Source organism: Citrobacter sp. Cc139, assembly GCF_030334645.1.
Classification (GTDB): domain Bacteria; phylum Pseudomonadota; class Gammaproteobacteria; order Enterobacterales; family Enterobacteriaceae; genus Citrobacter; species Citrobacter werkmanii.
This window is the reverse complement of the sequence record NZ_JAOWDM010000092.1, coordinates 166,685-187,678: the sequence shown is the minus strand read 5'-3', so window position 1 is coordinate 187,678 and position 20,994 is coordinate 166,685. Positions and strand designations below refer to the sequence as shown.

Genomic DNA, 20,994 nt, shown 5'->3' with positions numbered 1-20,994 from the left:
GGTTTCGCCTTTTTGCAGACCGGATAAGGCGTTTACGCTGTCATCCGACAACGACGCAACGCCTGATCTCTGCGATTAGAACGCGGAAGTGTCCTGGAAAAGACCCACTTTCAGATCGTTTGCGGTGTAGATCAGACGACCATCAACCAGCACTTCGCCATCAGCCAGGCCCATGATCAGGCGACGGTTAACGATGCGTTTGAAGTGAATGCGGTAAGTGACTTTCTTCGCAGTCGGCAGAACCTGACCGGTGAATTTCACTTCGCCTACGCCCAGCGCGCGGCCTTTACCTTCGCCGCCCAGCCAGCCGAGATAGAATCCAACCAGCTGCCACATGGCATCCAGACCCAGGCAGCCTGGCATTACCGGATCGCCGATGAAGTGGCATCCGAAGAACCACAGGTCCGGGTTAATATCCAGTTCAGCTTCAACATAACCTTTGTCAAAGTTGCCACCGGTTTCGGTCATCTTAATGACACGGTCCATCATCAGCATGCTTGGTGCAGGCAGTTGCGGGCCTTTTGCGCCAAACAGCTCACCGCGACCAGAGGCAAGAAGGTCTTCTTTTGTATAGGATTCGCGTTTATCTACCATGTTCTCTGTAAGCCTTATTTTATTGAAGCACGCAGGATAGCTAACACGTGTACGCTGAACAAGTCCGATCAGTTCGGAATAATCCAGTTCAGCCAACGTAGCGGCCATGGAAAACGGTGACGGCCTTCCTGTTGCGTTGCTGTCGCAATACGTTCCTGGATGGTTTGCATCAGCGTTGTCTGGCCTTCGCCATCCCACACCAGATTTAGTAATAGCGGCAATGCATCGGTTACGTCGTCCACCGCCCAGATAGTGAATTTTTCTTCTTCTATGGCCTGTAGCAGGGCCGGTTGCAGGCTCAGGTGTCTGACATTAGCTGATGGAATGATAACGCCCTGAGTACCTGTCAGCTCACGCTGCTGGCAGATGGCGAAGAAACCTTCAATTTTCTCGTTAAGACCGCCGACAGGTTGCGCCCGACCAAATTGATCGACAGAACCCGTAATGGCGATGCTTTGATTCACAGGGACGTCGGCGAGGGCGCTAATCAATGCGCACAATTCCGCCATGGACGCGCTGTCACCATCAACTTCGCTGTATGATTGTTCAAAGGTCAGCGAGGCCGAGAAGGGAATTTGCTGCTCAAGCTGGAGTTCAGACATCAGGAACGCCTGCATAATCATCATCCCCTTGGCATGAATATTTCCTCCCAGCTCGGCTTTGCGCTCAATATCTGTGAATTCGCCATCGCCAATATGCACCACGCAGCTGATACGTGATGGTTCTCCAAACGCGCGAGGATGACCCGGAAACTCAATGACCGACAGGGCGTTGATCTGACCAATTCGCTCGCCTTCCGTTTCAATAAGGATTTGCTCTTGCAGAATCTCATCCTGCATACGTTCGGCCAGGAATCCTTCCCGCCATTCGCGCTGCGCCAGCATCAGGCTGAACTGCTCAGCCGTGCAGGTTTCGCTCTCGCATAGCGAGGCCACTTCTTTGAACTGTCGGATGATCCACAAGGGGTTAAGCGGCAACGTATCCTGTTCGCCGGTATAGCGCACAGCTTCGCGGATTAGAACCTGCCAGGCATCAGGCGCGGGGTTGGGCAAATTGTTGCGCGTGGCGGTATGCGTTACCCACTGGCACCACTGTGTCATGGTTTCGGCATCGACTATCTGCAGGTTGTCTTCAAATTCGCTGTAGATGGCCTGCTCAGCCAGTTCTGGCTCCATGTCCTGAAAATCTGCCAGTGATTCACGCTCCCCGACTAAAATCACTTTCAGTTTAAGCGGCATAGGCGGAACGGAAACGGGCAATGGGCGAGACTCATCAAAAGCTACCCAGTCAAAGCGCTCGTGGCTGACAATGGCTTTCAGACGCATCCACAACAGCGGTTGGGCCAGCAGAGTGCGTAATGAGATAACCAACACCCCACCATTCGCCTGATGTACCAGACCTGGTTGCAGGGAAATATCGCCATTGAACTGACGCAGGCAGCCAAACAGTTGCTCGGCTTCAACCCAGTCAGCGTTGACCACCTGAGTTAGCGTCGCAAAATTGTCTTCTGCTTTTTCCGCTGTACGATAGCGGATAGTGTGACCAGAGATATCATAATGACCCCCAGTCAGGCGTCCTGCGTCCGTGTGCAGTGTATGTGCAGCAGTTGCAATAAGGTTAAGGTATTCAAGCTCTTCCGGTGCTTTTACCAGCATGAACGAGGACGTCGTCCAGTGCTGCAGAAGCTGCTCTAGCGCGAATTGTAAACGTGGCTGAGTATCACTAAGTAAGGTATCGGTGTCGTCAGTGACGTGCGGCTGTGCAAATACTTCCTGATAACTGTCGGTATCAGGAACCAGATCACGCCATGCAAGTTTCGTAATGGTCAAAGTTGATGTTTTTTAGTCTGTTGTTAAAAACGAGATTATACCGTAACCCTCATCACTACACACCTGGAAAGCACGGCGAAACGGAAGTGATGACGCGCGGCAGTTCACAGGCTGGATATTCTTTTCTTCAGTTGCTCAAAAAGCTGATATTCTGATAAGAGTTACACGGTAACATTGAGATCGCAATGAAATATCAACAACTTGAAAATCTTGAAAGCGGCTGGAAGTGGAAGTACCTGGTGAAGAAGCATCGTGAGGGGGAATTAATAACCCGTTACGTAGAGGCCAGCGCTGCCAAAGAAGCCGTTGATTTATTGCTAACCCTCGAAAATGAACCGGTTCGGGTCAATGCCTGGATTGAAGAACACATGAACCCTGCGCTACTCAATCGTATGAAACAGACCATACGGGCGAGGCGCAAGCGGCATTTTAATGCTGAGCATCAGCATACACGAAAGAAATCTATCGATCTGGAATTCATGGTTTGGCAACGCTTAGCAGGCCTTGCCCAGCGGCGCAGTAAAACGCTTTCTGAAACCATTGTGCAACTGATTGAAGATGCGGAACATAAAGAGAAGTACGCGAATAAAATGTCAACCTTAAAACAGGATTTACAGGCACTGCTGGGAAAAGAGTAGTGGCAGGGTGGTTTAATGGGTGACGTAGTCGTGTGCTTTGATTAAAACACAGATGAAAAAAAACCCCGCGATGCGGGGTTTTTTTATAAGACGATAACTTAAGCCTGAGGCTGAGTTACAACGTCTTTGATACCTTTAACTTCGATCTCAACACGACGATCCGGAGCCAGGCAGTCGATCAGTGCAGCGCGAGCTTTCACGTTGTCACAGGTGTTGCCAGTAACCGGGTTAGATTCGCCCATGCCACGTGCAGAGATTTTGTCAGAAGGAATACCTTTAGAGATCAGGTAATCAACAACGGACTGAGCACGTTTCTCGGACAGACCCTGGTTGTAAGCGTCAGAACCGATGCGGTCAGTGAAGCCCAGAACCACTACGGAACCGTCTTTCGGATCCAGGTTGCTCAGCTGGCTGTACATCTGGTCCAGAGCCTGCTGGCCTTCTGGTTTCAGAGTTGCTTTGTTGAAGTTGAACAGAACGTCAGACTTCAGAGTGAAGTGCTTGGTCTGTACTTCTGGAGCCGGAGCCGGAGCAACAACTACTGGAGCTGCTTCTTCCTGCTGGCCGAAACGATAAGAAACACCAACGCTTAACAGACCGTTATCCGGACGACCACCAACGGTGTTCGCGTCACCGATGTTGTTGGTCCACTGGTATTCCAGACGGGTAGCGATTTCAGGAGTAATTGCATACTCTACGCCACCAGCGAATACTGGGGATACACCAGTGTCGTGGTCTTTGAAGCCGGTGTTGTTTTTAGCGTCTGCACGCCAAACCATACCACCCAGACGGGTATAAACGTCCAGATCGTCAGTGATTGGGTAACCCAGTTTAGCGGTCAGCTGAACGCCCTGAGCTTTGAAAGCGCCGTTGTTGTGAGTCTGGTCAGTGTAGCCTTTGTACGGCATACGGCCTAACCAGTCATAACCCATTTCGAAACCAACGTACGGGTTAACCTGATAACCACCGAACGCACCAGCACCCAGTTGGCTTTCGTGGGTAGGGCCGGCGTTGTTGATCTGGTTGTTGCCAATATCATGGTACTGAGACCAGCCCAGTTTAGCACCAGCGTACCAGGTGTTATCTTTCGGAGCGGCCTGCGCCACGGTAGCGAAACCAGCCAGTGCCACTGCAATTGCGATAGCTGTCTTTTTCATTTTTTGCGCCTCGTTATCATCCAAAATTCGCCATGAATATCTCCGAAGAGAGATAACACGGTTAAATCCTTCACCCGGGGACCAGTTCAATAGTTACTCTACCGATATCTGCGGCTTACGCCGAGCACCCCTGGCGATGTAAAGTCTACAACGTAGTTGAAAACTTACAAGTGTGAAGTCCGTCAGGCATATGAAAAAAAAAGGCTTGTATACATAATATTTAACATTTATTGATGTCTAAATGCACTGGAGATTTCCTGAAAACCGCTTGAGACAGGCGTTCGCACGAAAAACGCGTTAAAGCTCAAAGGCAAATTGAAGCATGAAAAAAAATTCCAGGATAAATCCTAATTTTACTCAATGATACAAATTCGAGTGAATTTTTAGCCCGGAATGCTGTCTCCCCGCAAGTGACTGTGCGCGAACAGGACGCATGATAAATCCCATAGCATTTCCTTCTTCAGCCGCTTTAACGAGTTCAGCGTGTTCGTCTTCCGTTAACTCTTCTCCCAGCCAGCCGATAACGACGCTGTAATTACCTGTGCGCAGCGCACGGATCATCGATTCCAGCGTATTGCAGGGGGAGAGTTGGCGAATCTGCATCACTTTTGTCAATGGAAGCCCGGCTGACTGTACCCACTCCCGGCTTAATTTTTGCTGAGGCGTCAGCCACAACTGCCAGCGCGATTGCTGCCCTAATTGCTGCAGCAGGGGAAGCAGCAGTAGTTGCGTCATCATGGGCTGGTCCTCGCGATAGACCACTTCACTGATAAGCCCAGCGGTTGCGTTCTCTGATGAAACGCGCGCAATGTTGCTTGATGTGGAAGAGAACGACGAAGAACGATTTGCATAGCCTGAAGTGTACATAATCAATCCAGCCCTGTGAGTTACTGTATGGATATACAGTAACCCTGCTATCAACAAAGATCAACCTTATTTTCGGAAACAGGTTCGCAATTTTTAGTCGTAGTTACGGGAAAAATAAAATTCATCTTGCCCCGTGCGAATAAGTTGCCTATTTTCGTCATTAACGGATCTGTTATTGAAAATCATTTGCTTACGTTATGATTTAAAAGGATTTTTATGAAAGAACTTTCTTATGCAAAGATCTATAAATCACAAGAATATCTGGCGTCTCTGGGAACAATTCACTATCGCTCATTATTTGGCAGTTACAGTCTGACGGTTGGGGATACGGTCTTTGCTATGGTCGCCAACGGTGAGTTATATCTTCGGGCCTGCGAACAGAGCGTACAGTACTGTGCAAAAAATTCGCCTGTCTGGCTGACTTTTATAAAGCGCGGGCGTCCGGTGGTACTCAACTACTATCAGGTGAATGATGCGCTGTGGCAAAACCAGCAGCAGTTGGTGTCGTTATCGCGGTACTCATTGGATGCTGCTGTTAAGGAAAAACAGAGTCGCTTTGCTCAACATCGTCTGCGGGAACTACCAAATATGACGTTTCATCTGGAGACCCTGCTAAATGAAGCAGGGATTAAAGATGAGGGAACATTGCGAACGTTGGGCGCCCAAATGTGCTGGCTGAAACTGCGGCAAAACAATCCAGCCCTGACGGTAAAAATACTTTATGCCCTTGAAGGCGCGGTCAGTGGCATGCATGAAGCTGCGCTCCCGGCGGTCCGTCGCCAGGAGCTGGTGGAGTGGGTCAGTTCTCTTACGCCGGAGCCGGGGTATTAGAAGGCAGCATGGCAATTTGCTGTTGTAATCGCCGGATTTCCGGTAGCAGGGCGATCAATAGCCCAACCTGCTGTATAACAAGCGGTTCTTTACTATCCGGACGTGGCTCAAGATGCTGAATTCGATGCTTCAGCCCCTCCAGCGCCTGGTAGACGCGCTGTTCGTCTGCGGGTTGATAGTGAAGCGCGTCATCAACGTAGCAGACGGCATCATCCAGTAATGCCAGAACTTCCGGGTTGGTTAACTGTTCGCGGTGTGCGCCAAGGGCGGAAATGTAACTGGTAAACGTATGATTGAGGCACAGCAAGCGAAATGCTGTTTCTCGCGTTTGGGCCGTGACATCCGGTTCACTCGACATGTTCGACACCACGGAGGCAAGCTCTGCATCACGATTGTGCGCGTCACGACGGGCGATACGGTATGCCATACGATTATCACGACCCTGATGATATTGTTCGAGAATAGCATCGAGGTAACGACAGTTTGCGTCAGTGGCCCGCTCAATGACACGCGGCAGGTTACGAAAACGCCAGTCCGGCCAGATGAAACTCACGGCAGCCCATGCGATGGCACACCCTATCAGCGTATCGATAACGCGCGGCAGCGCAACTTCGAAACCTTCACCGAGCAGATTAAAGCACAGCAGTACCAGCAGCGTGATAAACATCGTGGCGTGCGCATACTGGACGTTGCGAAAGGCAAAAAACAGTACGCCAGTGATCACCAAAAGTATCAACTGACCTTCCAGAGAGGGAACGAACCACAGGATAGGTAAACCAATGGCGATTCCTACCAATGTACCGATAATCCTTAGCGCCAGGCGATGTCGGGTGGCGTTGTAGTTCGGCTGACAGACAAACAGACTGGTCAGCAGGATCCAGTATCCGTGGTTCATGCCGGTAATCTGGATGATGGCATAGCCGACACAAAGCACCAGCGACATGCGTACTGCATGGCGAAACAGGGCTGACTCAGGCGTAAAATTACGGCTCAGCCGTAACCAGATATCGCTGAACCCATGCGGACTGTCATCGGCAAGCTGATTTTCAGACTCATTACGCGAGAGTACCTGAGCCTGCTCTGACTCGATGGTGGCCAGTTGGGCGTCGATAGCTCGCAGGTTTGAGAGTAAAAATCCCAGCGTGTTGAGCAGGTCTGCAGGCGCACCGCTCGCACGCATACGCTCCAGGGCGGCATCTATATGCGTGAAGACGCGCTCAAAGTGCGGATCGTGCTGGTAAGGCGTACGTAATAAAATACAGCGGGACAACTGGGTGCAGGCTTGCCCCTGCATCGACATCAAGCGCTGGAAGCGAAACATCACGTCGCTGTGACGGAAATGGTCGCGTAGCGTTTGATACTGAATATGGGAGGAGCTGGCGCGTTCGTGAATATCCTGCGCTACAAAATAGTAATGTAGCGTGCGACGCGTTCCGCGCTGACCGCGGTCGCCGCGCAGGCGAGTCAGTAACGATACCTTTGTCTGGTTTAGCGTCGCCATCAATTGCCCATTAGCGAGGGCCAAATCATACAACGGCGCTTGGCTTTCATCTTCAATGTCGGGATCAAAAAGGCGTGATTTCAGTTCCAGGTAGTGCGCTAACTGTTCGTAGCTACGCGCCAGATTGTCCTGCAGTGGGCGGATGGGGAACAGAAGATGCCCGGTTAGCGTCAGAAGGTTGTACCAGATAGCGCCAGCGAGCAACAGGATCGGCTGCTGATACCACTGATCGTAAAGCGACGTTCCCAGCATGGTATAAATGGCAATCAACAACGCACCAAAGGCGATGGTTGCATAGCGCTGGCCCAAGCCCCCCAGCAGAATGAAGCCGCTGGTGGAAAGCGTTAACCCAATGGCAAACAGCCATGGCCATGGGAAGAGCAGTTCTACGGAGGCTGAGGCAATAAAAAAGCAGATCAACGTAATGATCAAATTGCGCAGTCGGCCAGCGAGGCGATCGTCCAGATCGGTCAGCGCGGCAGCGACCATACCCAGCGTGAGCGGGATGGTCAGCTTAACATCGCCCAGCCACCAGGGTAGCGCTGTTGTGCCACAAAGCGCGATAAAAATTCTTACGTAGTACAGCCAGGTGCTGTTCCAGGTATAGCGTTTAAGCAGCGGACTTAACATAAAGGCCATCAGTCCTGATTATTCAAAGCGACGGCGCGCATTGGCTTCACGCGCAGCGCGGGCAACTTCGACTGAAACCACCCGACGCCCCACCGGCCAGAGCGCAATTGCGGCAATTTTAAAGTTCGCAATGCCCACCGGAATACCGATAATCGAAATGCACTGGGCAATGCCGGAGACAATGTGCATCAGGCACAGCCACCAACCGAAGAAAATCAGCCAGAAAATATTGAGCAATGTGCCACCGGTATTAAGAAGCACATTTTTCCCTGCCGGATTAAGTTCATCGACATGAATCGCTTCGTTGCCATAGGGAAATAGCGAGAGTCGGGTTATTTCCCAGCATGACCGGGTCAAGGGTAAAGTAAAAATAAGCACAATACTGACCAGCGTAGCCAATAACCAGGCTAAGGTGGTGGCGAACCCACCTAGCACAAAATTTAAAATATTCAGAACAGTACGCATAAACCCTCGATTAACTCTGGTTTTCTGTGAATTCGGCAATTGTAACGTTTTTTTGGGCTGGAGCACGTTTTCTCTGGCGGTTACACTGATATGCAAACCTCTTCGTGTGGATCCGCTTGAGTCTTATGGAACTGAAAGCAACTTCTCTTGGAAAACGTCTGGCGCAACACCCTTACGATCGGGCTGTTATTCTCAATGCCGGGATTAAAGTTTCCGGCGATCGTCACGAGTATCTTATTCCCTTCAACCAGTTATTGGCTATTCATTGCAAACGCGGCCTGGTGTGGGGAGAGCTGGAGTTCGTGCTTCCGGATGATAAGGTGGTACGGCTTCACGGCACAGAATGGGCGGAAACCCAACGCTTCCATCACCATTTAAATACGCTCTGGCAGCAGTGGAGCCAGGAAATGAGTGAGGTGGCTGCTGGAGTGTTACAGCAACAATTGGATGCGATTGCGGCCCGGACAAGTGAAAATAAATGGCTGACACGTAGCCAAACCTCAGGATTGCAACAGCAGATCCTCCGTGCCTTTGCGGCGTTGCCGCTACCGGTGAAGCGGCTGCAAGAATTTGAAAATTGTCGTGAAGCGTTACGCCAATGCCAGGCATGGTTGCAGGATATTGAGGCCTGTCGTTTACAGCACAATCAGGCCTATACCGATGCGATGCTGGCAGAGCATGCCGAGTTTTTCCAGCACATTGAATCTTCGCCGCTGAATCCTGCCCAGGCGCGCGCAGTGGTGAATGGTGAGCAAGCCTTATTGGTACTTGCCGGGGCGGGAAGCGGCAAAACATCGGTTCTGGTTGCCCGTGCGGGCTGGCTGTTGGCGCGAGGCGAGGCGGCGGCAGAACAAATTCTGTTGCTGGCGTTCGGTCGTAAAGCTGCTCAGGAGATGGATGACCGCATCCGTGAACGTCTGCATACGGATGAGGTCACCGCGCGGACGTTTCATTCACTGGCGCTGCATATCATTTCGCAGGGCAGCAAAAAAGTTCCGACGGTTAGCAAGATGGAAAATGACGCCGTTGCGCGCAGCAAACTCTTCATTACTACCTGGCGTCAGCAGTGCAGCGAGAAAAAAGCGCAGGCCAAAGGTTGGCGACAATGGTTAGAAGAAGAGATGCAGTGGCCCGTACCCGAAGGTAACTTCTGGGACGACGAAAAGTTACAGCGGCGTTTGGCCTCCCGGCTCGATCGCTGGGTTAGCCTGATGCGTATGCATGGCGGAGCGCAGGCGGAGATGATTGCCAATGCTCCGGAGGAGATCCGCGACCTGTTCAGTAAACGCATAAAGCTCATGGCGCCCCTGCTCAAAGCCTGGAAGAGCGCCCTGAAGGACGAGAATGCCGTCGATTTTTCCGGGTTAATCCATCAGGCCATTGTTATTCTGGAAAAAGGGCGGTTTATCAGTCCCTGGAAGCATATTCTGGTCGATGAATTTCAGGATATTTCTCCTCAGCGTGCCGCCTTGTTGGCCGCGCTACGCAAGCAAAACTCGCAGACTACGCTGTTTGCCGTAGGCGATGACTGGCAGGCCATTTACCGGTTTAGCGGGGCGCAACTTTCGCTGACCACGGCATTCCAGCAAAACTTTGGCGAGGGCGATCGCTGTAATCTGGATACGACTTACCGTTTCAATAGCCGTATTGGTGAAGTCGCAAATCAGTTTATTCAGCAGAATCCCCATCAGCTTACGAAACCGCTCAACAGCCTGATGACAGGGGATAAAAAAGCCGTCACCTTGCTTGATGAAAACCAGTTGGATCTGTTGCTGGATAAACTGTCGGGTTTTGTGAAAACAGAAGAGAGAATTCTGGTCCTGGCGCGATACCATCATCTGAAACCGGCCAGTCTGGAGAAAGCGGCTACCCGCTGGCCTAAGCTACAGCTGGATTTTATGACTATCCATGCCAGTAAAGGACAGCAAGCGGACTACGTTATTGTCGTCGGTCTTCATGAGGGTAATGATGGCTTTCCCGCGCCAGCCCGCGAGTCGATTATGGAAGAGGCGCTGCTCCCGGCGGTTGAAGATTTTCCGGATGCCGAAGAGCGAAGGTTGCTGTATGTGGCACTAACGCGCGCACGTCACCGGGTGTGGTTGCTGTTCAATAAAGAAACACCATCGTGTTTTGTTGATGAGCTTAAGCGACTGGATGTCCCGGTGACGAGAAAACCCTGAAACGCAGGCGGTAGTTGCCGCCTGCCTGGGCATTATTTGAGGCGTTCTGCCAGATAACGGGCGTAATCCGGGATCAGTATGTCCGTCTCATCGTTGAAGTTTGGCGACTGGATAATAAAATCTGCCGTCGACACGTTGGTGGCGACCGGAATGTTCCAGACTGTGGCAAGGCGCAGCAGGGCTTTGACATCAGGATCGTGGGGAACGGCGTTGAGCGGATCCCAGAAGAAGATCAGCACATCTATTTTCCCTTCTGAAATCAGCGCGCCCACCTGCTGATCACCCCCCATTGGACCGCTCAGCATTGCGTTGACGTCCATTCCTGTCGCGCGTTGAATTAAGTTTCCTGTTGTTCCCGTGGCATACAGAACGTGTTTTTCCAGTAACGGCTGGTGGCGTTCCACCCAGCTCATCAACATCTTTTTACAGTGATCGTGTGCCACCAGCGCAATATGCTTACGCGCTGGCAATGTGCGAGTCGTTAATTCCATAGTACAGCTCCCAAGTTAACCTTGTTACAGAGTACTGGAAGCACTTGACGCTGCAAGAGAAAGACAAAAAAAATGCGTCTGTGAACATAAATGTCATGAAGAAGGCTGTTTCTGGGCCCATTGCAGAAAGTTACTTCGCGTTTGGGCGTCGGCCTGCTCAAACCAAAATTTTAATCGTTGCTCGGTCAGCGTTTGCGACTGAGGCGGCACCCGATCCAGTTCAGACACCCCAGAAAGCAGCGAGCTGTCGTCGGCCATCATGGTGGCGAATTGTGGCAATGACGCATGTTTAGCCGCTTTGTTATAGCGCTCAGTTTCCATTTCATAATCCACGATTTTCGCCGTGGAGGTGATTGACAGAATATCCAGCTTAACGGGGATGGGCATGGCGTCCCCATCCAGCAGTTCCACACGCGGTGCATCATCGAAATGTGATGCGTCCCGCTCATTGTTCAGACGCGGAAGGTGAAAATTAACCTGGCTGACGAGCTGGGTATCAAAGCTGATAACCAGCGGAGGGGAAATATACAGACGTTCTTCGTGGCTGGACAGGCGAAGGGTTTTTTCTACGCGAAATACAAGCTGGTGCCGACCATTTTCCAGCTCAATACTGTCGGCGCCACGCAGTAATGAGCTGGAGACTTTTTTTCCATCCAGCACCAGAAGATCAATTTCACTCGACAGACGCAAAGAGGTGGCAAAAACAGTTACCGGCAAACACAGAGCAATCAAGGCTGTCATAATGCCGGCTTTCATAGGTTTCTCCTATCCAGAAAATATCTGCATCAGATGTATCTAATTTTTTCACTGGTCACGTTTACTAACATATAGACATATTTTTGAGTTTAGCTCTCATGCGCCAGTATGGGATGAATGGTTGCAAGGCCAGGTTTGTCGTACACTTTGTTAAACAGCCTGGAGGAAGACGATGAAAGAGACCGATATTGCTGGCATTTTGACATCTACCCGTACGATTGCACTGGTTGGTGCAAGCGATAAACCCGATCGTCCAAGCTATCGGGTAATGAAGTATTTACTCGATCAGGGCTATCACGTTATCCCCGTTTCGCCAAAAGTTGCCGGGAAAACGCTGTTGGGGCAGCAGGGGTACGCGACGCTGGCGGATGTGCCGGAGAAAGTGGATATGGTTGATGTCTTTCGTAATTCTGAAGCGGCGTGGGGCGTTGCTCAGGAGGCTATCGCCATCGGTGCGAAGACCTTATGGATGCAGCTTGGCGTAATTAACGAGCAGGCAGCCGTACTGGCACGTGACGCGGGGCTGGCGGTGGTCATGGATCGCTGTCCGGCGATTGAGATCCCGCGGCTGGGACTGGCGAAGTAAGGTTGTGTTGTTGCCTTAGGCACGTTGCTTATCCGGCCCGTGTTGCTGGCCGGATGAGCAACATAAACCCGATACGCGAATTGCCATCGGGCTTGTGTTCGCATCAATTACGCAGACGCGGAGCCTGAAGCTGTTTGCGGATTGTTCGCGCCAGTTCATCCATCGACGGTTGCTCCGGATGTTCTTCCTGTAGCTCGCCACTCAGCTGTGCTTCGGCCAGATACGTATGCACCGGCAGACCATTATCGTCTTCCATCACCACGTGATACCAGGGAGCGGCGCGAAGTTCGTCGTTAACCGCCAGCTCATCGGCTGACGGTTCATCAAGCGAATATTCCGGGTCGATATCCACGACCACTCCGAGGTAACCTAACAGGGAATGGCGGACCTGCTGGCCGATACCGAATTTGCTGGCAATCATAGTCACCTCCCGGGAAATAGATACCCTCTATGTAAGGGTAATATTCCACTTTTCAAGTTACATGATGCGACAGGCAAACCCTTTCAGATACAGCCCTTCCGGGTAGGTAGCGATCACCGGGTGATCGGCGGCCTGACGGAACTGCTCTATAAATTGTACATCACGACCAGCATCTATTGCGGCATCAGCGATGATTTTCTGAAATAAATCGGTGGTCATCAGACCGGAGCAGGAGAATGTCAGCAATACGCCGCCGGGGTTGAGCAACTGAATAGCCAGCATATTGATGTCCTTATAGCCGCGGCAGGCGCCCATTAACTGGCTTTTGTTTTCGACGAACTTCGGCGGATCCATCACAATGACATCAAATTTCTCACCGCGATCGCGGTAAGCGCGCAGCAGTTTGAATACGTCATCACGCACAAATTCGGCTTTGCTCAGATCCAGCTTGTTCAGTTCTACGTTCTGGCGGGCAATATCAAGCGCTTCCTGAGAGGTATCGACGCTGACTACCTGACGGCATCCGCCCATTAATGCCGAGACCGCAAAGCCGCCAGTATAAGAGAAACAGTTCAGAACCCGTTGATTTTCTACATAACGACGTGTGGCCAGACGGCTGTCGCGTTGATCAAGGTAATAACCGGTTTTGTGACCGTGCTGAATATCAACCAGCAGCTTCATCCCGTGCTCTTCGATAGGCAGCAGGGCTGGCGGCAGTTCGCCCGTTACTGGCCCTTGGGTCAGCTCCATACCTTCTTTTTTACGCACGGCCACGTCGCTACGGTCATAAATAGCGCAGTCCGGGAACACAACTTGCAGAGCGCTAATCAGCGCGGCGCGTTGAAATTCAGCACCGGCGCTGAGCAGTTGCAATACCAGAAAGTTGCCAAAGCGGTCAATGGTGATGCCCGGCAGACCATCGGATTCTCCTGCGATCAGACGATAGCTGTTCAACCCGTCTTTTTTCGCTAGCCAGTCGCGCCATGTTTGCGCCTGTTGCAGACGACGGGTGAAGAAATCAATATCGATGGATTCAGACTTGTCGAATGTCCAGACGCGGGCACGGATCTGCGACGCAGGTGAGTACGCGCCGCGTGCTAACCATTTACCCTGATGGTCAACAATATCGATGGTTTCACCGAGGTTGGCTTTACCTTCCATACGTGCGACAGCACCGGAAAATACCCACGGATGGCGGCGCAGTAATGATTTATCGCGCCCTTTGGCTAACACTAAACGAGGATAATGTGGAATTGTAGATTCAGTCATGCGGAGCAACCTCTCACAAACAGTGACGCGGGCTGGAGTAAAGTACCAACCTGAAACCATTAAAATAAAATGGCGCGTAGAGTAGCACAGATGATGAGGTCAATCATCAGCGTATGGCGCTGGGCGTTTCGGCACAAAACGCTATCACAGAGGCACAGTTTCTTTTATACCCACCGTTTACATTGCTATTTCTTAATCAGAAAAAGGAAATGTAATGAAAGCTGTCTACTCTCTGGCTACCGCCGCTATTGTCGCGTTGAGTTTTGATGCCTCTGCCGCCTCGACATTTCGCCTCACCAGCGCCGATATACCCGCTAACCTGCAATTAACGCAAAAACAAGTGTTTAAAGGGTTTGGCTGCAGTGGTGACAATATTTCCCCGCAGCTGAGCTGGCAAAATCCGCCAACTGATGCCAAAAGTTTTGCCATTACGCTGTTTGATCCTGATGCGCCAACGGGAAGCGGCTGGTGGCACTGGACCATCGTAAATATTCCGGCTCAGGTCCACTCGCTTCCTGGCGGAGCCAGCATGGATAAGTTACCCGCTGGAGCAGTTCAGGGACGCAATGATTTCGGTTATGCTGGATTCGGCGGCGCCTGTCCACCACCGGGCGATAAACCTCATCGCTATCAGTTTACCGTGTGGGCGTTAAATACCGACGCGTTGCCAATTGACAGTAACGCCAGCGGTGCGCTGGTCGGTTTTATGCTGAATAGCCACGTGATTGCCAAAGCGGAATTAACCGCCACTTACGCAAGAAAATAAAGAGGATACACTGGTGCAGGATGTCCATTTTCGCCATAACAACCTTACCACCGCTGAGGTGCGTTCCGGCCATCTGCACCGCCTGCACCAGGTTAAACTGTTTTCTGCTGCTATTTGCCATATTACGCAGGGAAGTAAGGTCATTATTCAGGATGACAATCGTCTGGTTGCAGGGCCGGGTGAGCTGATTATCATCCCGGCGAATACGCCTCTGGAGATTATTAATCAGCCGGAGCAGGGAGCATTTCGTTCGGATTTGCTGTTGCTGTCGGCGAGCATCATTAGCACGTTTAAAAATAACTGGGTCAAGGATTTCCCTCCGGCAAAATTGACGTCGCTATGCACGCCCATGAGTAACGGACTGGCATTTATGTGGGAAAGCCTGCTGGATGCTGTACGCCAGGACTTACCTGCAAAATTGCAGGAGCATCAGGCGATGGGATTATTGCTGGCGCTACTGCATGATGGTGTGGCGGGGCCTCTGCTTATCGAGCGACGGTTTAATCTGACTGAACAGGTGCGACAACTTATTATGTTATCCCCTGCTAAGCTATGGACAGCTCAGGAGATTGCCGGTCACTTGTCCATCGGTACTTCAACATTACGCCGACGATTACAGATGGAATCGCAGAGTTACCGGCAGATAGTCGAAGAGGTGCGCATGTCCTGTGCGCTCTCTCAACTACAATCGACCACGCTGCCGATTGGCGAAATTGCGTTACGCTGTGGCTATCTGTCAGGCTCACGATTTACCGCAAGATTCCGCCAGCATTACGGATGCCTGCCGAAACAGGTGCGCTGAGGCCTTGTAACTGTTCCTTCATTTATGTTGATTAGGAGAACCGCAATGTCGAAAGTCTGCATAATCGCCTGGGTCTATGGTCGGGTTCAGGGGGTAGGATTTCGCTACACCACGCAGCATGAAGCGCAACGACTGGGATTGACCGGATACGCTAAAAATATGGATGATGGCAGCGTAGAGGTTGTCGCCTGCGGCGAAAGCGATCGGGTGGAACAGCTAATGAAGTGGTTAAAAGCCGGAGGCCCGAGCAGCGCCAGGGTAGAACGGGTTCTCAGTGAACCACACCGCCCTGGCGACGAGCTAAAGGGATTTAGTATCCGCTATTAAATACATTTGACCGGTTTCGGCAGGCCGGCAATTTTAGTCGCCTGCTTGGCCGGACCTTTTGGGAACAGACGGTAAAGATAACGGCTGTTGCCTTTCTCTTCGCCAAACTTGTTGGCCATCGCTTTTACCAGCATGCGGATAGCGGGGGAAGTATTAAACTCCAGATAAAACTCGCGTACGAAACGCACCACTTCCCAGTGTTCAGGGGAGAGGTCGATACCTTCGTTTTCGGCGATTTTCTCCGCCAGCGGCTCGCTCCACAGCGTGGTATCTTTCAGATAGCCTTCGCTATCGGTCTCAATTTCCTGGCCTGCAAAAATGAACATAGTGCTCTGTCGATAAAGTAAAAACCGCCCCTAGTCTAGCAAATAAGGGGCGGCGTGAGAAACCTTGCCCTACAGAAGAAGCTGTAGCAGATTGTTGGCATTAAGCTTCTTCAGCGCGTTACATTTATACGTCGATACCTGCTTTTCGCTAATCTGCGTCATATGCGCAACATGTTTTACCGATTGTCCGTTAACCAGCCTGTCGAGAACATTGAACTCCATGCCTGTCAGACAACAGTTCAGGCTGCGTACCCGACGGGGCTCTTTTGCGAACATATACGCCGCATCCACGACGGCAATTCGGTCATCAATGATATGCAAGGTCAGCGTGGTAAAACGCTTTCGCAAATGCGTGGCCAGTGCCCAGCCTTTTTCATTGCACACCAGATAAACGGTTCCCTCCCAGCGCCTGGTTTCCAGTTGCAGCAGAATGTCGACCAGCGCCAGATGCGTTCTCGTGACGGAAAAGCGGCAACGTACAACGAGGGTGTCGCAGGCCAACAGCGAACGACGCCACTTTACCGTGCCGCACTTCACCTGAGTCGGCGCGTTACGACGCAGAAGGGCATAGCGCAACCCTTCGGCATAAAAACGATTATTATCAAGAATGACGTAATTCACGGCGGCCTCTTTATAACGTACTGGGCGTGTAAATAATGCGTAGCGTACCGGTGTAATCCCCGGCATTTTTACTGCTGGCGGCAAAGGCAGGCGTTTTCAGGATAATAGGGGCGGGTACGCACAGTACGCCCTCGCGCCCGCCGGGCAGCACGACCTGACGCAGATACTGCGGATCGTTGGTGCCTTGCCAGACCACGGTTTTACCGTTGGCGACAATTTCAGTTGCGCCAGTAATGGGATTAGTGACAAAAACCTGATAGTCGAGACGATCCCGCGCATCGGTCTGGCTTCCGCCACGTCGCCGGATTGAAAACGCGCCTTCGGCACGGCCTGAAGCGTTGAGCTCGTTGTCCTCAAACCGCAGATAAGTGCGAGTGCTGGTACTGTTTTTGCCGTCGTACAAGCACATATCCAGCGTGTTTTCCCCCTGGATCTCGCTGCCGCCGGGCCGCCCCGGGAAGTTGGTCAGGTTGAGGTTAACGATAGGCGTTGAGTGTGGAAATGCGGGCAGATAAATCTGCTGATTACCCGGATCGACCACCTCAATGCGAATATTTGCCTGCCAGTTGGCGATGGTGAGATAGCCAGGACATCCGACATTCACGTCATTGAAGTTCCCGCCACAGTCGGCGCTCCCCCACTCACGCAGGTTCTGCTTCAGGGTGGCGGTCCAGATACCCGGCAGAGCGAGCTTTTCCAGCTCGCTTTTCACGATATAGAAATCGAAATAGGGCTCTCTGTTCCAGTCCGCAATAACTTTTGTTCCTCCCGCGACAAAACTGGCAAAGGTAAAGACTTTGTTATTGACAAACAGGTAGTGATCGCCATACACCTTGATATCCACCGTTTTGTTGGTAAGGGTATGCGTAAAACGTAAATTGATGGCGTAAGGCGCCGCCGGATTCACCGAGAACCACACCGGGGCAGTCATACAGGCGCCATAGGTGCTATCGGTACGGGATAAGCAGGTCAGGGTATTGCGTCCCCACTTTTGCGGATCGGCGGCATCATAGCCGCCTGATTCATGAAGCCAGATATCGAAACGCGCGGGCGGTGCCATGCGATCGTAGCTTATACCGACGCTGGAGTTTCTTCCGGCAGGGGCGCCGGCCAGCGTCTGGCCAGCCCACAGGAGCAGGAAAAGTAAAATAATAAGGCTTTTGTTCACATCATTTCCCTTTAGTGAGGTTGTCTGCGTTCATGGCAGTTGGTCCTGTTGGCACGCTACGTCCGGCGAGCATTAGCTGCGCCTGTTGCTGGACCGTATCCGGCAGGGCAGAAAAGGTTAATTCCCGGCAAGGGATCGACCCGACATAACGCACGACGTCGCGCATACTCTTCACGTTTAGCGCGCACTGATAAAACTGCTGCTGACGCACCAGGTAGAGGTTATGCAGCAGAGCATTGCTTTGGGCGCTAAACCCGCCGTTGCCAAGGTCGCTCCAGCCGTTTACGTTCAGGGGCACGCCGCCAATAAACGGCGAATGTTGTTCGTCGGTTAACTGGCCGAGCCATGTGTAGCTTGCGGTGGTTTGCACGTGCCGACGGAGCAGTTTGCCTGGCACCATAAACAATGTTCTACTGCCGGAACCTTGTGTGATTTCACTGCTGGCACCTCGGGAGACATCCAGCGATTCGTTAATCGTCAACGTCGTCTGCTGATAGCCAGGCACGGCGAAGAGGGCGCGGCTATTGCCTGGGATATCTGCACTGCCGCCGTTATCCAGCGACACAGCGACGCGCGGATCCTGGGAATCTTCCGGCGTGGCAACGTTAACCGCGATGGCTGAAGCAGGGCGTCCGTCGCTCCAACGGCCCAGCCACAGGCCAGAGCGAGATAGCGCGAGCGTTGAACTGTAATTGCCGCTGCTGCTCAGAGTATGACGCCCATCCTGACGATCCCAGGCGTCGCTGACGGTCAGACTACCGTTGCCATAGCGTCCGCCCTGGCGCGTATAGGCAGAGGCATTGAGCGAATCGCTGTTAATGCCTGACGCGCTCAGTCCATACTCATTTTCACCACGTGCATCGGCATACCAGTTGTGCGCCACGTTGTAGCTCAGCTGGTTTTTTTCATGCTGCTGGTGCTGCCACGTCGCGCCAAGCGAGGTATAACTCGTCGCATCGCCCTGACGGTTATGCGCCATTGACAGGCTTACGCTCAGGTAGCCGCCTTTATCCCTACCTGCGCGGGAGTCATCGTTTCGCATGAAAAGGTTAATGCTGCTGTTGATGTTCAGGCCGCGAGCGTTGAAAGCTGTACTTAAGCCGCCCTGCCAGGCCCGCGTGCGCGAGCGGGTCATATAAACCGAGTCCCATGGCAAGCCTGCATCGTGGCGATCGTCACTGTCCGGGAGTTCCCGACGAGCAACGTAACGTCCTTCGTTGCGGTTATCTGAATACCCCAGACTCGCGTACCAGGTGCCGACAGGGACGGAGAACATGACCGACAGGCTTCGGTAACAGCCATTCACGGCGTCAACCCCTGCGCTTCGGGTATTGCAGTTTTCTGCTGATAACGCGTTGCGATAGAAGCTCAGTGAAAAACCGTCGTTATAGCTGATTTGCTGAATATTGCCGCGTTGACCTTCGCTGCCGTATAGGTAGCTAAAGCGGGTACTTAGCACGCCATCGATCGGGCCGGTGTTGAAACCACGGCTCCAGTCGAGCGCATTTTCCAGAAAACGCTGGTTTTTTTTTATTGTTGCGCCGCTGGTCAGCGCCAGCGTCGGAGTGACGGGCAGGCGGATGCCCGCTTGCGCGACCGCGCTGCGTTCGTCGTTTTGATCGTTATTGTCAGTTTCGCCTGCCTGCAGGAACCACTCGACGCGATCGAAAGGTGTAATGCCGGTTCGGGTAAACGGTACCTGCTCGGTGCGCGTCAGCCGGTTATTTTCATAGACGGACAACGTCACGGTATAGCTCCCGTCCGGGAACGAACGGGTGTCCAGGGTTTGCGCCCCGGCATTCAGATAAAAACTGGCCAGCAGTTGATTACCCCGGCGGGCGTCAATACGCGCATCATGAGAAAGCAATACGGTGATAGGCGTACCCTTTGACTGCTGAACCGGATTGATCCATGCCCTTGTTGAGCCTGTGCGCAAGCCGCGAATTTTACCCAGCGGCAGTTGGCTGAGATTGATATTCCCGCCGGCATTGCTGAACAGATCGCGAGTGTCCATCTCGCCCAACTGAACATAGTATTGGCGCCAGATATCCTGACGAAACCAGGCATTGTTGACGGTTATCTCCTGTTGCTGCTGGTGCTTCGAACGTTGCCCCATCCAGGTCCAGTCGAGGTTGAAGTAGCCGTCCTGGGTGAGTGCCAGCGCGCCATTGCCCTGAACGGTGGCTGACTGGTAATCCCTGTCGGCAACAAAATTGATATTCTGCTGATGGATTAACGCATTCTCGGTGTCCTGCGTGGGCTGATACCACTGGCTTTCAGTGGTTTGTTTAGGCAGAAATTTCTTGTCGAAAAAAAGATTAATACGGGCGTTATTTTCATCATAGATAATGGCCGCGCGCTGGGTATCAAGGTAATCGCATCCCGTTGCGGAGCCATTGCTGCTGCATGCCAGATTGCCGTTACGGGCCAGTGGAACGGCCAGGGCTGCAGACACGGTGGCAATGAGGGCAGGATCGTCATTAAACTGCCGTTTGATGGCCGTGACCACGGTTTCAGGCGTGACAAAACTTACTGTTTCAAGCGTGATATCCGTTTCAAAAAGGCCAAGCGACTCGCCATAGAGATTGACTTCTGTCCACAGGCGCTGTGTTTTCGCCAGATCTTCAAAACCTGCCGGGACGGCCATCTCTGCGCAGGCGAGTTGGATGGATGCGGGTAACAAAGCAACTAAGAGGAGAGTATTTCTGTGAAACGCCATGACCGAGCCTCGACATCATCCTGACGTCAGAGGGTGGGCACCCTCTGACG

The 20,994-nt window shown here is 52.2% G+C and carries 21 protein-coding genes; 7 read left to right on the top strand and 14 right to left on the bottom strand.

Annotated features, from left to right (window positions below; genetic code table 11):
• Positions 1–75: 75 nt before the first annotated feature.
• Together fabA and OGV69_RS20110 are read right to left on the bottom strand one after the other, a co-directional pair.
• Positions 76–594 carry a bifunctional 3-hydroxydecanoyl-ACP dehydratase/trans-2-decenoyl-ACP isomerase gene (gene fabA / locus OGV69_RS20115; protein ID WP_003035875.1) on the bottom strand — a complete coding sequence of 173 codons (519 nt, stop codon included), beginning with the start codon at positions 592–594 and terminating at the stop codon, positions 76–78.
• A 68-nt stretch (positions 595–662) separates the two neighbouring features.
• Positions 663–2,423, bottom strand: coding sequence for an AAA family ATPase (locus OGV69_RS20110; RefSeq protein ID WP_286469448.1), 1,761 nt, complete (start codon positions 2,421–2,423; stop codon positions 663–665).
• 185 nt (positions 2,424–2,608) lie between these two features.
• Between OGV69_RS20110 and matP the strand changes: the two genes are divergently transcribed.
• Positions 2,609–3,061, top strand: a complete 453-nt coding sequence (matP, locus tag OGV69_RS20105) for a macrodomain Ter protein MatP (protein ID WP_069323265.1) — start codon at positions 2,609–2,611, stop codon at positions 3,059–3,061.
• Between the two features lie 98 nt (positions 3,062–3,159).
• Here the strand turns inward: matP and ompA are convergent, their stop codons facing one another.
• Together ompA and sulA are read right to left on the bottom strand one after the other, a co-directional pair.
• A complete protein-coding gene (gene ompA, locus OGV69_RS20100; protein WP_038639429.1) occupies positions 3,160–4,218 on the bottom strand; it encodes a porin OmpA in 1,059 nt (352 codons plus the stop codon).
• Positions 4,219–4,575: 357 nt separating this feature from the next.
• The gene (gene sulA / locus OGV69_RS20095; protein WP_038639432.1) at positions 4,576–5,085 is read right to left on the bottom strand and encodes an SOS-induced cell division inhibitor SulA; all 510 of its coding nucleotides are present in this window, start codon (positions 5,083–5,085) and stop codon (positions 4,576–4,578) included.
• A gap of 216 nt (positions 5,086–5,301) precedes the next feature.
• Between sulA and OGV69_RS20090 the strand changes: the two genes are divergently transcribed.
• The gene (locus tag OGV69_RS20090) at positions 5,302–5,916 is read left to right on the top strand and encodes a TfoX/Sxy family DNA transformation protein (RefSeq protein ID WP_069323266.1); all 615 of its coding nucleotides are present in this window, start codon (positions 5,302–5,304) and stop codon (positions 5,914–5,916) included.
• Here the strand turns inward: OGV69_RS20090 and yccS are convergent.
• Both yccS and OGV69_RS20080 read right to left on the bottom strand, forming a co-directional pair.
• Positions 5,894–8,047, bottom strand: a complete 2,154-nt coding sequence (gene yccS, locus OGV69_RS20085) for a YccS family putative transporter (protein ID WP_038643097.1) — start codon at positions 8,045–8,047, stop codon at positions 5,894–5,896. The two genes, OGV69_RS20090 and yccS, sit on opposite strands and share 23 nt — an antisense overlap.
• 18 nt (positions 8,048–8,065) lie before the next feature.
• A complete protein-coding gene (locus OGV69_RS20080) occupies positions 8,066–8,512 on the bottom strand; it encodes a YccF domain-containing protein (protein WP_038639436.1) in 447 nt (148 codons plus the stop codon).
• A 125-nt stretch (positions 8,513–8,637) separates the two neighbouring features.
• Between OGV69_RS20080 and helD the strand changes: the two genes are divergently transcribed.
• A complete protein-coding gene (helD, locus tag OGV69_RS20075) occupies positions 8,638–10,692 on the top strand; it encodes a DNA helicase IV (protein WP_069323267.1) in 2,055 nt (684 codons plus the stop codon).
• Between the two features lie 32 nt (positions 10,693–10,724).
• On the opposite strand, the gene mgsA is transcribed toward helD, so the two are convergent.
• Together mgsA and csgI are read right to left on the bottom strand one after the other, a co-directional pair.
• Positions 10,725–11,183, bottom strand: coding sequence for a methylglyoxal synthase (gene mgsA, locus OGV69_RS20070; protein ID WP_069323268.1), 459 nt, complete (start codon positions 11,181–11,183; stop codon positions 10,725–10,727).
• Between the two features lie 93 nt (positions 11,184–11,276).
• Positions 11,277–11,939 (bottom strand): curli synthesis inhibitor, encoded by a 663-nt coding sequence (gene csgI, locus OGV69_RS20065; protein ID WP_038639445.1) that lies wholly within the window; start codon positions 11,937–11,939, stop codon positions 11,277–11,279.
• Between the two features lie 172 nt (positions 11,940–12,111).
• Here csgI and OGV69_RS20060 point away from each other — a divergent pair, with 172 nt between their 5' ends.
• Entirely contained in the window at positions 12,112–12,525 is a 414-nt protein-coding gene (locus OGV69_RS20060; protein ID WP_006685217.1) for a CoA-binding protein, read from the top strand.
• A gap of 103 nt (positions 12,526–12,628) precedes the next feature.
• On the opposite strand, the gene hspQ is transcribed toward OGV69_RS20060, so the two are convergent.
• Both hspQ and rlmI read right to left on the bottom strand, forming a co-directional pair.
• Entirely contained in the window at positions 12,629–12,946 is a 318-nt protein-coding gene (gene hspQ, locus OGV69_RS20055; protein ID WP_038639447.1) for a heat shock protein HspQ, read from the bottom strand.
• A 57-nt stretch (positions 12,947–13,003) separates the two neighbouring features.
• A complete protein-coding gene (gene rlmI / locus OGV69_RS20050; protein ID WP_069323269.1) occupies positions 13,004–14,215 on the bottom strand; it encodes a 23S rRNA (cytosine(1962)-C(5))-methyltransferase RlmI in 1,212 nt (403 codons plus the stop codon).
• Positions 14,216–14,429: 214 nt separating this feature from the next.
• Between rlmI and OGV69_RS20045 the strand changes: the two genes are divergently transcribed.
• From OGV69_RS20045 to yccX, 3 genes are read left to right on the top strand one after another with little or no spacing between them, the layout of a single operon-like run.
• On the top strand, positions 14,430–14,981 hold the full coding sequence (locus tag OGV69_RS20045) for a YbhB/YbcL family Raf kinase inhibitor-like protein (protein WP_069323270.1): 552 nt from the start codon (positions 14,430–14,432) through the stop codon (positions 14,979–14,981).
• A gap of 13 nt (positions 14,982–14,994) precedes the next feature.
• Positions 14,995–15,783, top strand: coding sequence for an AraC family transcriptional regulator (locus OGV69_RS20040; RefSeq protein WP_038639456.1), 789 nt, complete (start codon positions 14,995–14,997; stop codon positions 15,781–15,783).
• Positions 15,784–15,828: 45 nt separating this feature from the next.
• The gene (gene yccX, locus OGV69_RS20035) at positions 15,829–16,110 is read left to right on the top strand and encodes an acylphosphatase (RefSeq protein WP_038643100.1); all 282 of its coding nucleotides are present in this window, start codon (positions 15,829–15,831) and stop codon (positions 16,108–16,110) included.
• On the opposite strand, the gene tusE is transcribed toward yccX, so the two are convergent.
• The 4 genes from tusE to OGV69_RS20015 form a co-directional block, all read right to left on the bottom strand.
• The gene (gene tusE, locus OGV69_RS20030; RefSeq protein WP_038639458.1) at positions 16,107–16,436 is read right to left on the bottom strand and encodes a sulfurtransferase TusE; all 330 of its coding nucleotides are present in this window, start codon (positions 16,434–16,436) and stop codon (positions 16,107–16,109) included. The two genes, yccX and tusE, sit on opposite strands and share 4 nt — an antisense overlap.
• 69 nt (positions 16,437–16,505) lie before the next feature.
• Positions 16,506–17,057 carry a LuxR C-terminal-related transcriptional regulator gene (locus OGV69_RS20025; protein ID WP_069323271.1) on the bottom strand — a complete coding sequence of 184 codons (552 nt, stop codon included), beginning with the start codon at positions 17,055–17,057 and terminating at the stop codon, positions 16,506–16,508.
• Positions 17,058–17,067: 10 nt separating this feature from the next.
• Positions 17,068–18,225 carry a CblD like pilus biogenesis initiator family protein gene (locus tag OGV69_RS20020; protein WP_069323272.1) on the bottom strand — a complete coding sequence of 386 codons (1,158 nt, stop codon included), beginning with the start codon at positions 18,223–18,225 and terminating at the stop codon, positions 17,068–17,070.
• Position 18,226: 1 nt separating this feature from the next.
• Positions 18,227–20,944, bottom strand: coding sequence for a TcfC E-set like domain-containing protein (locus tag OGV69_RS20015; RefSeq protein ID WP_069323273.1), 2,718 nt, complete (start codon positions 20,942–20,944; stop codon positions 18,227–18,229).
• Positions 20,945–20,994 lie beyond the last annotated feature (50 nt).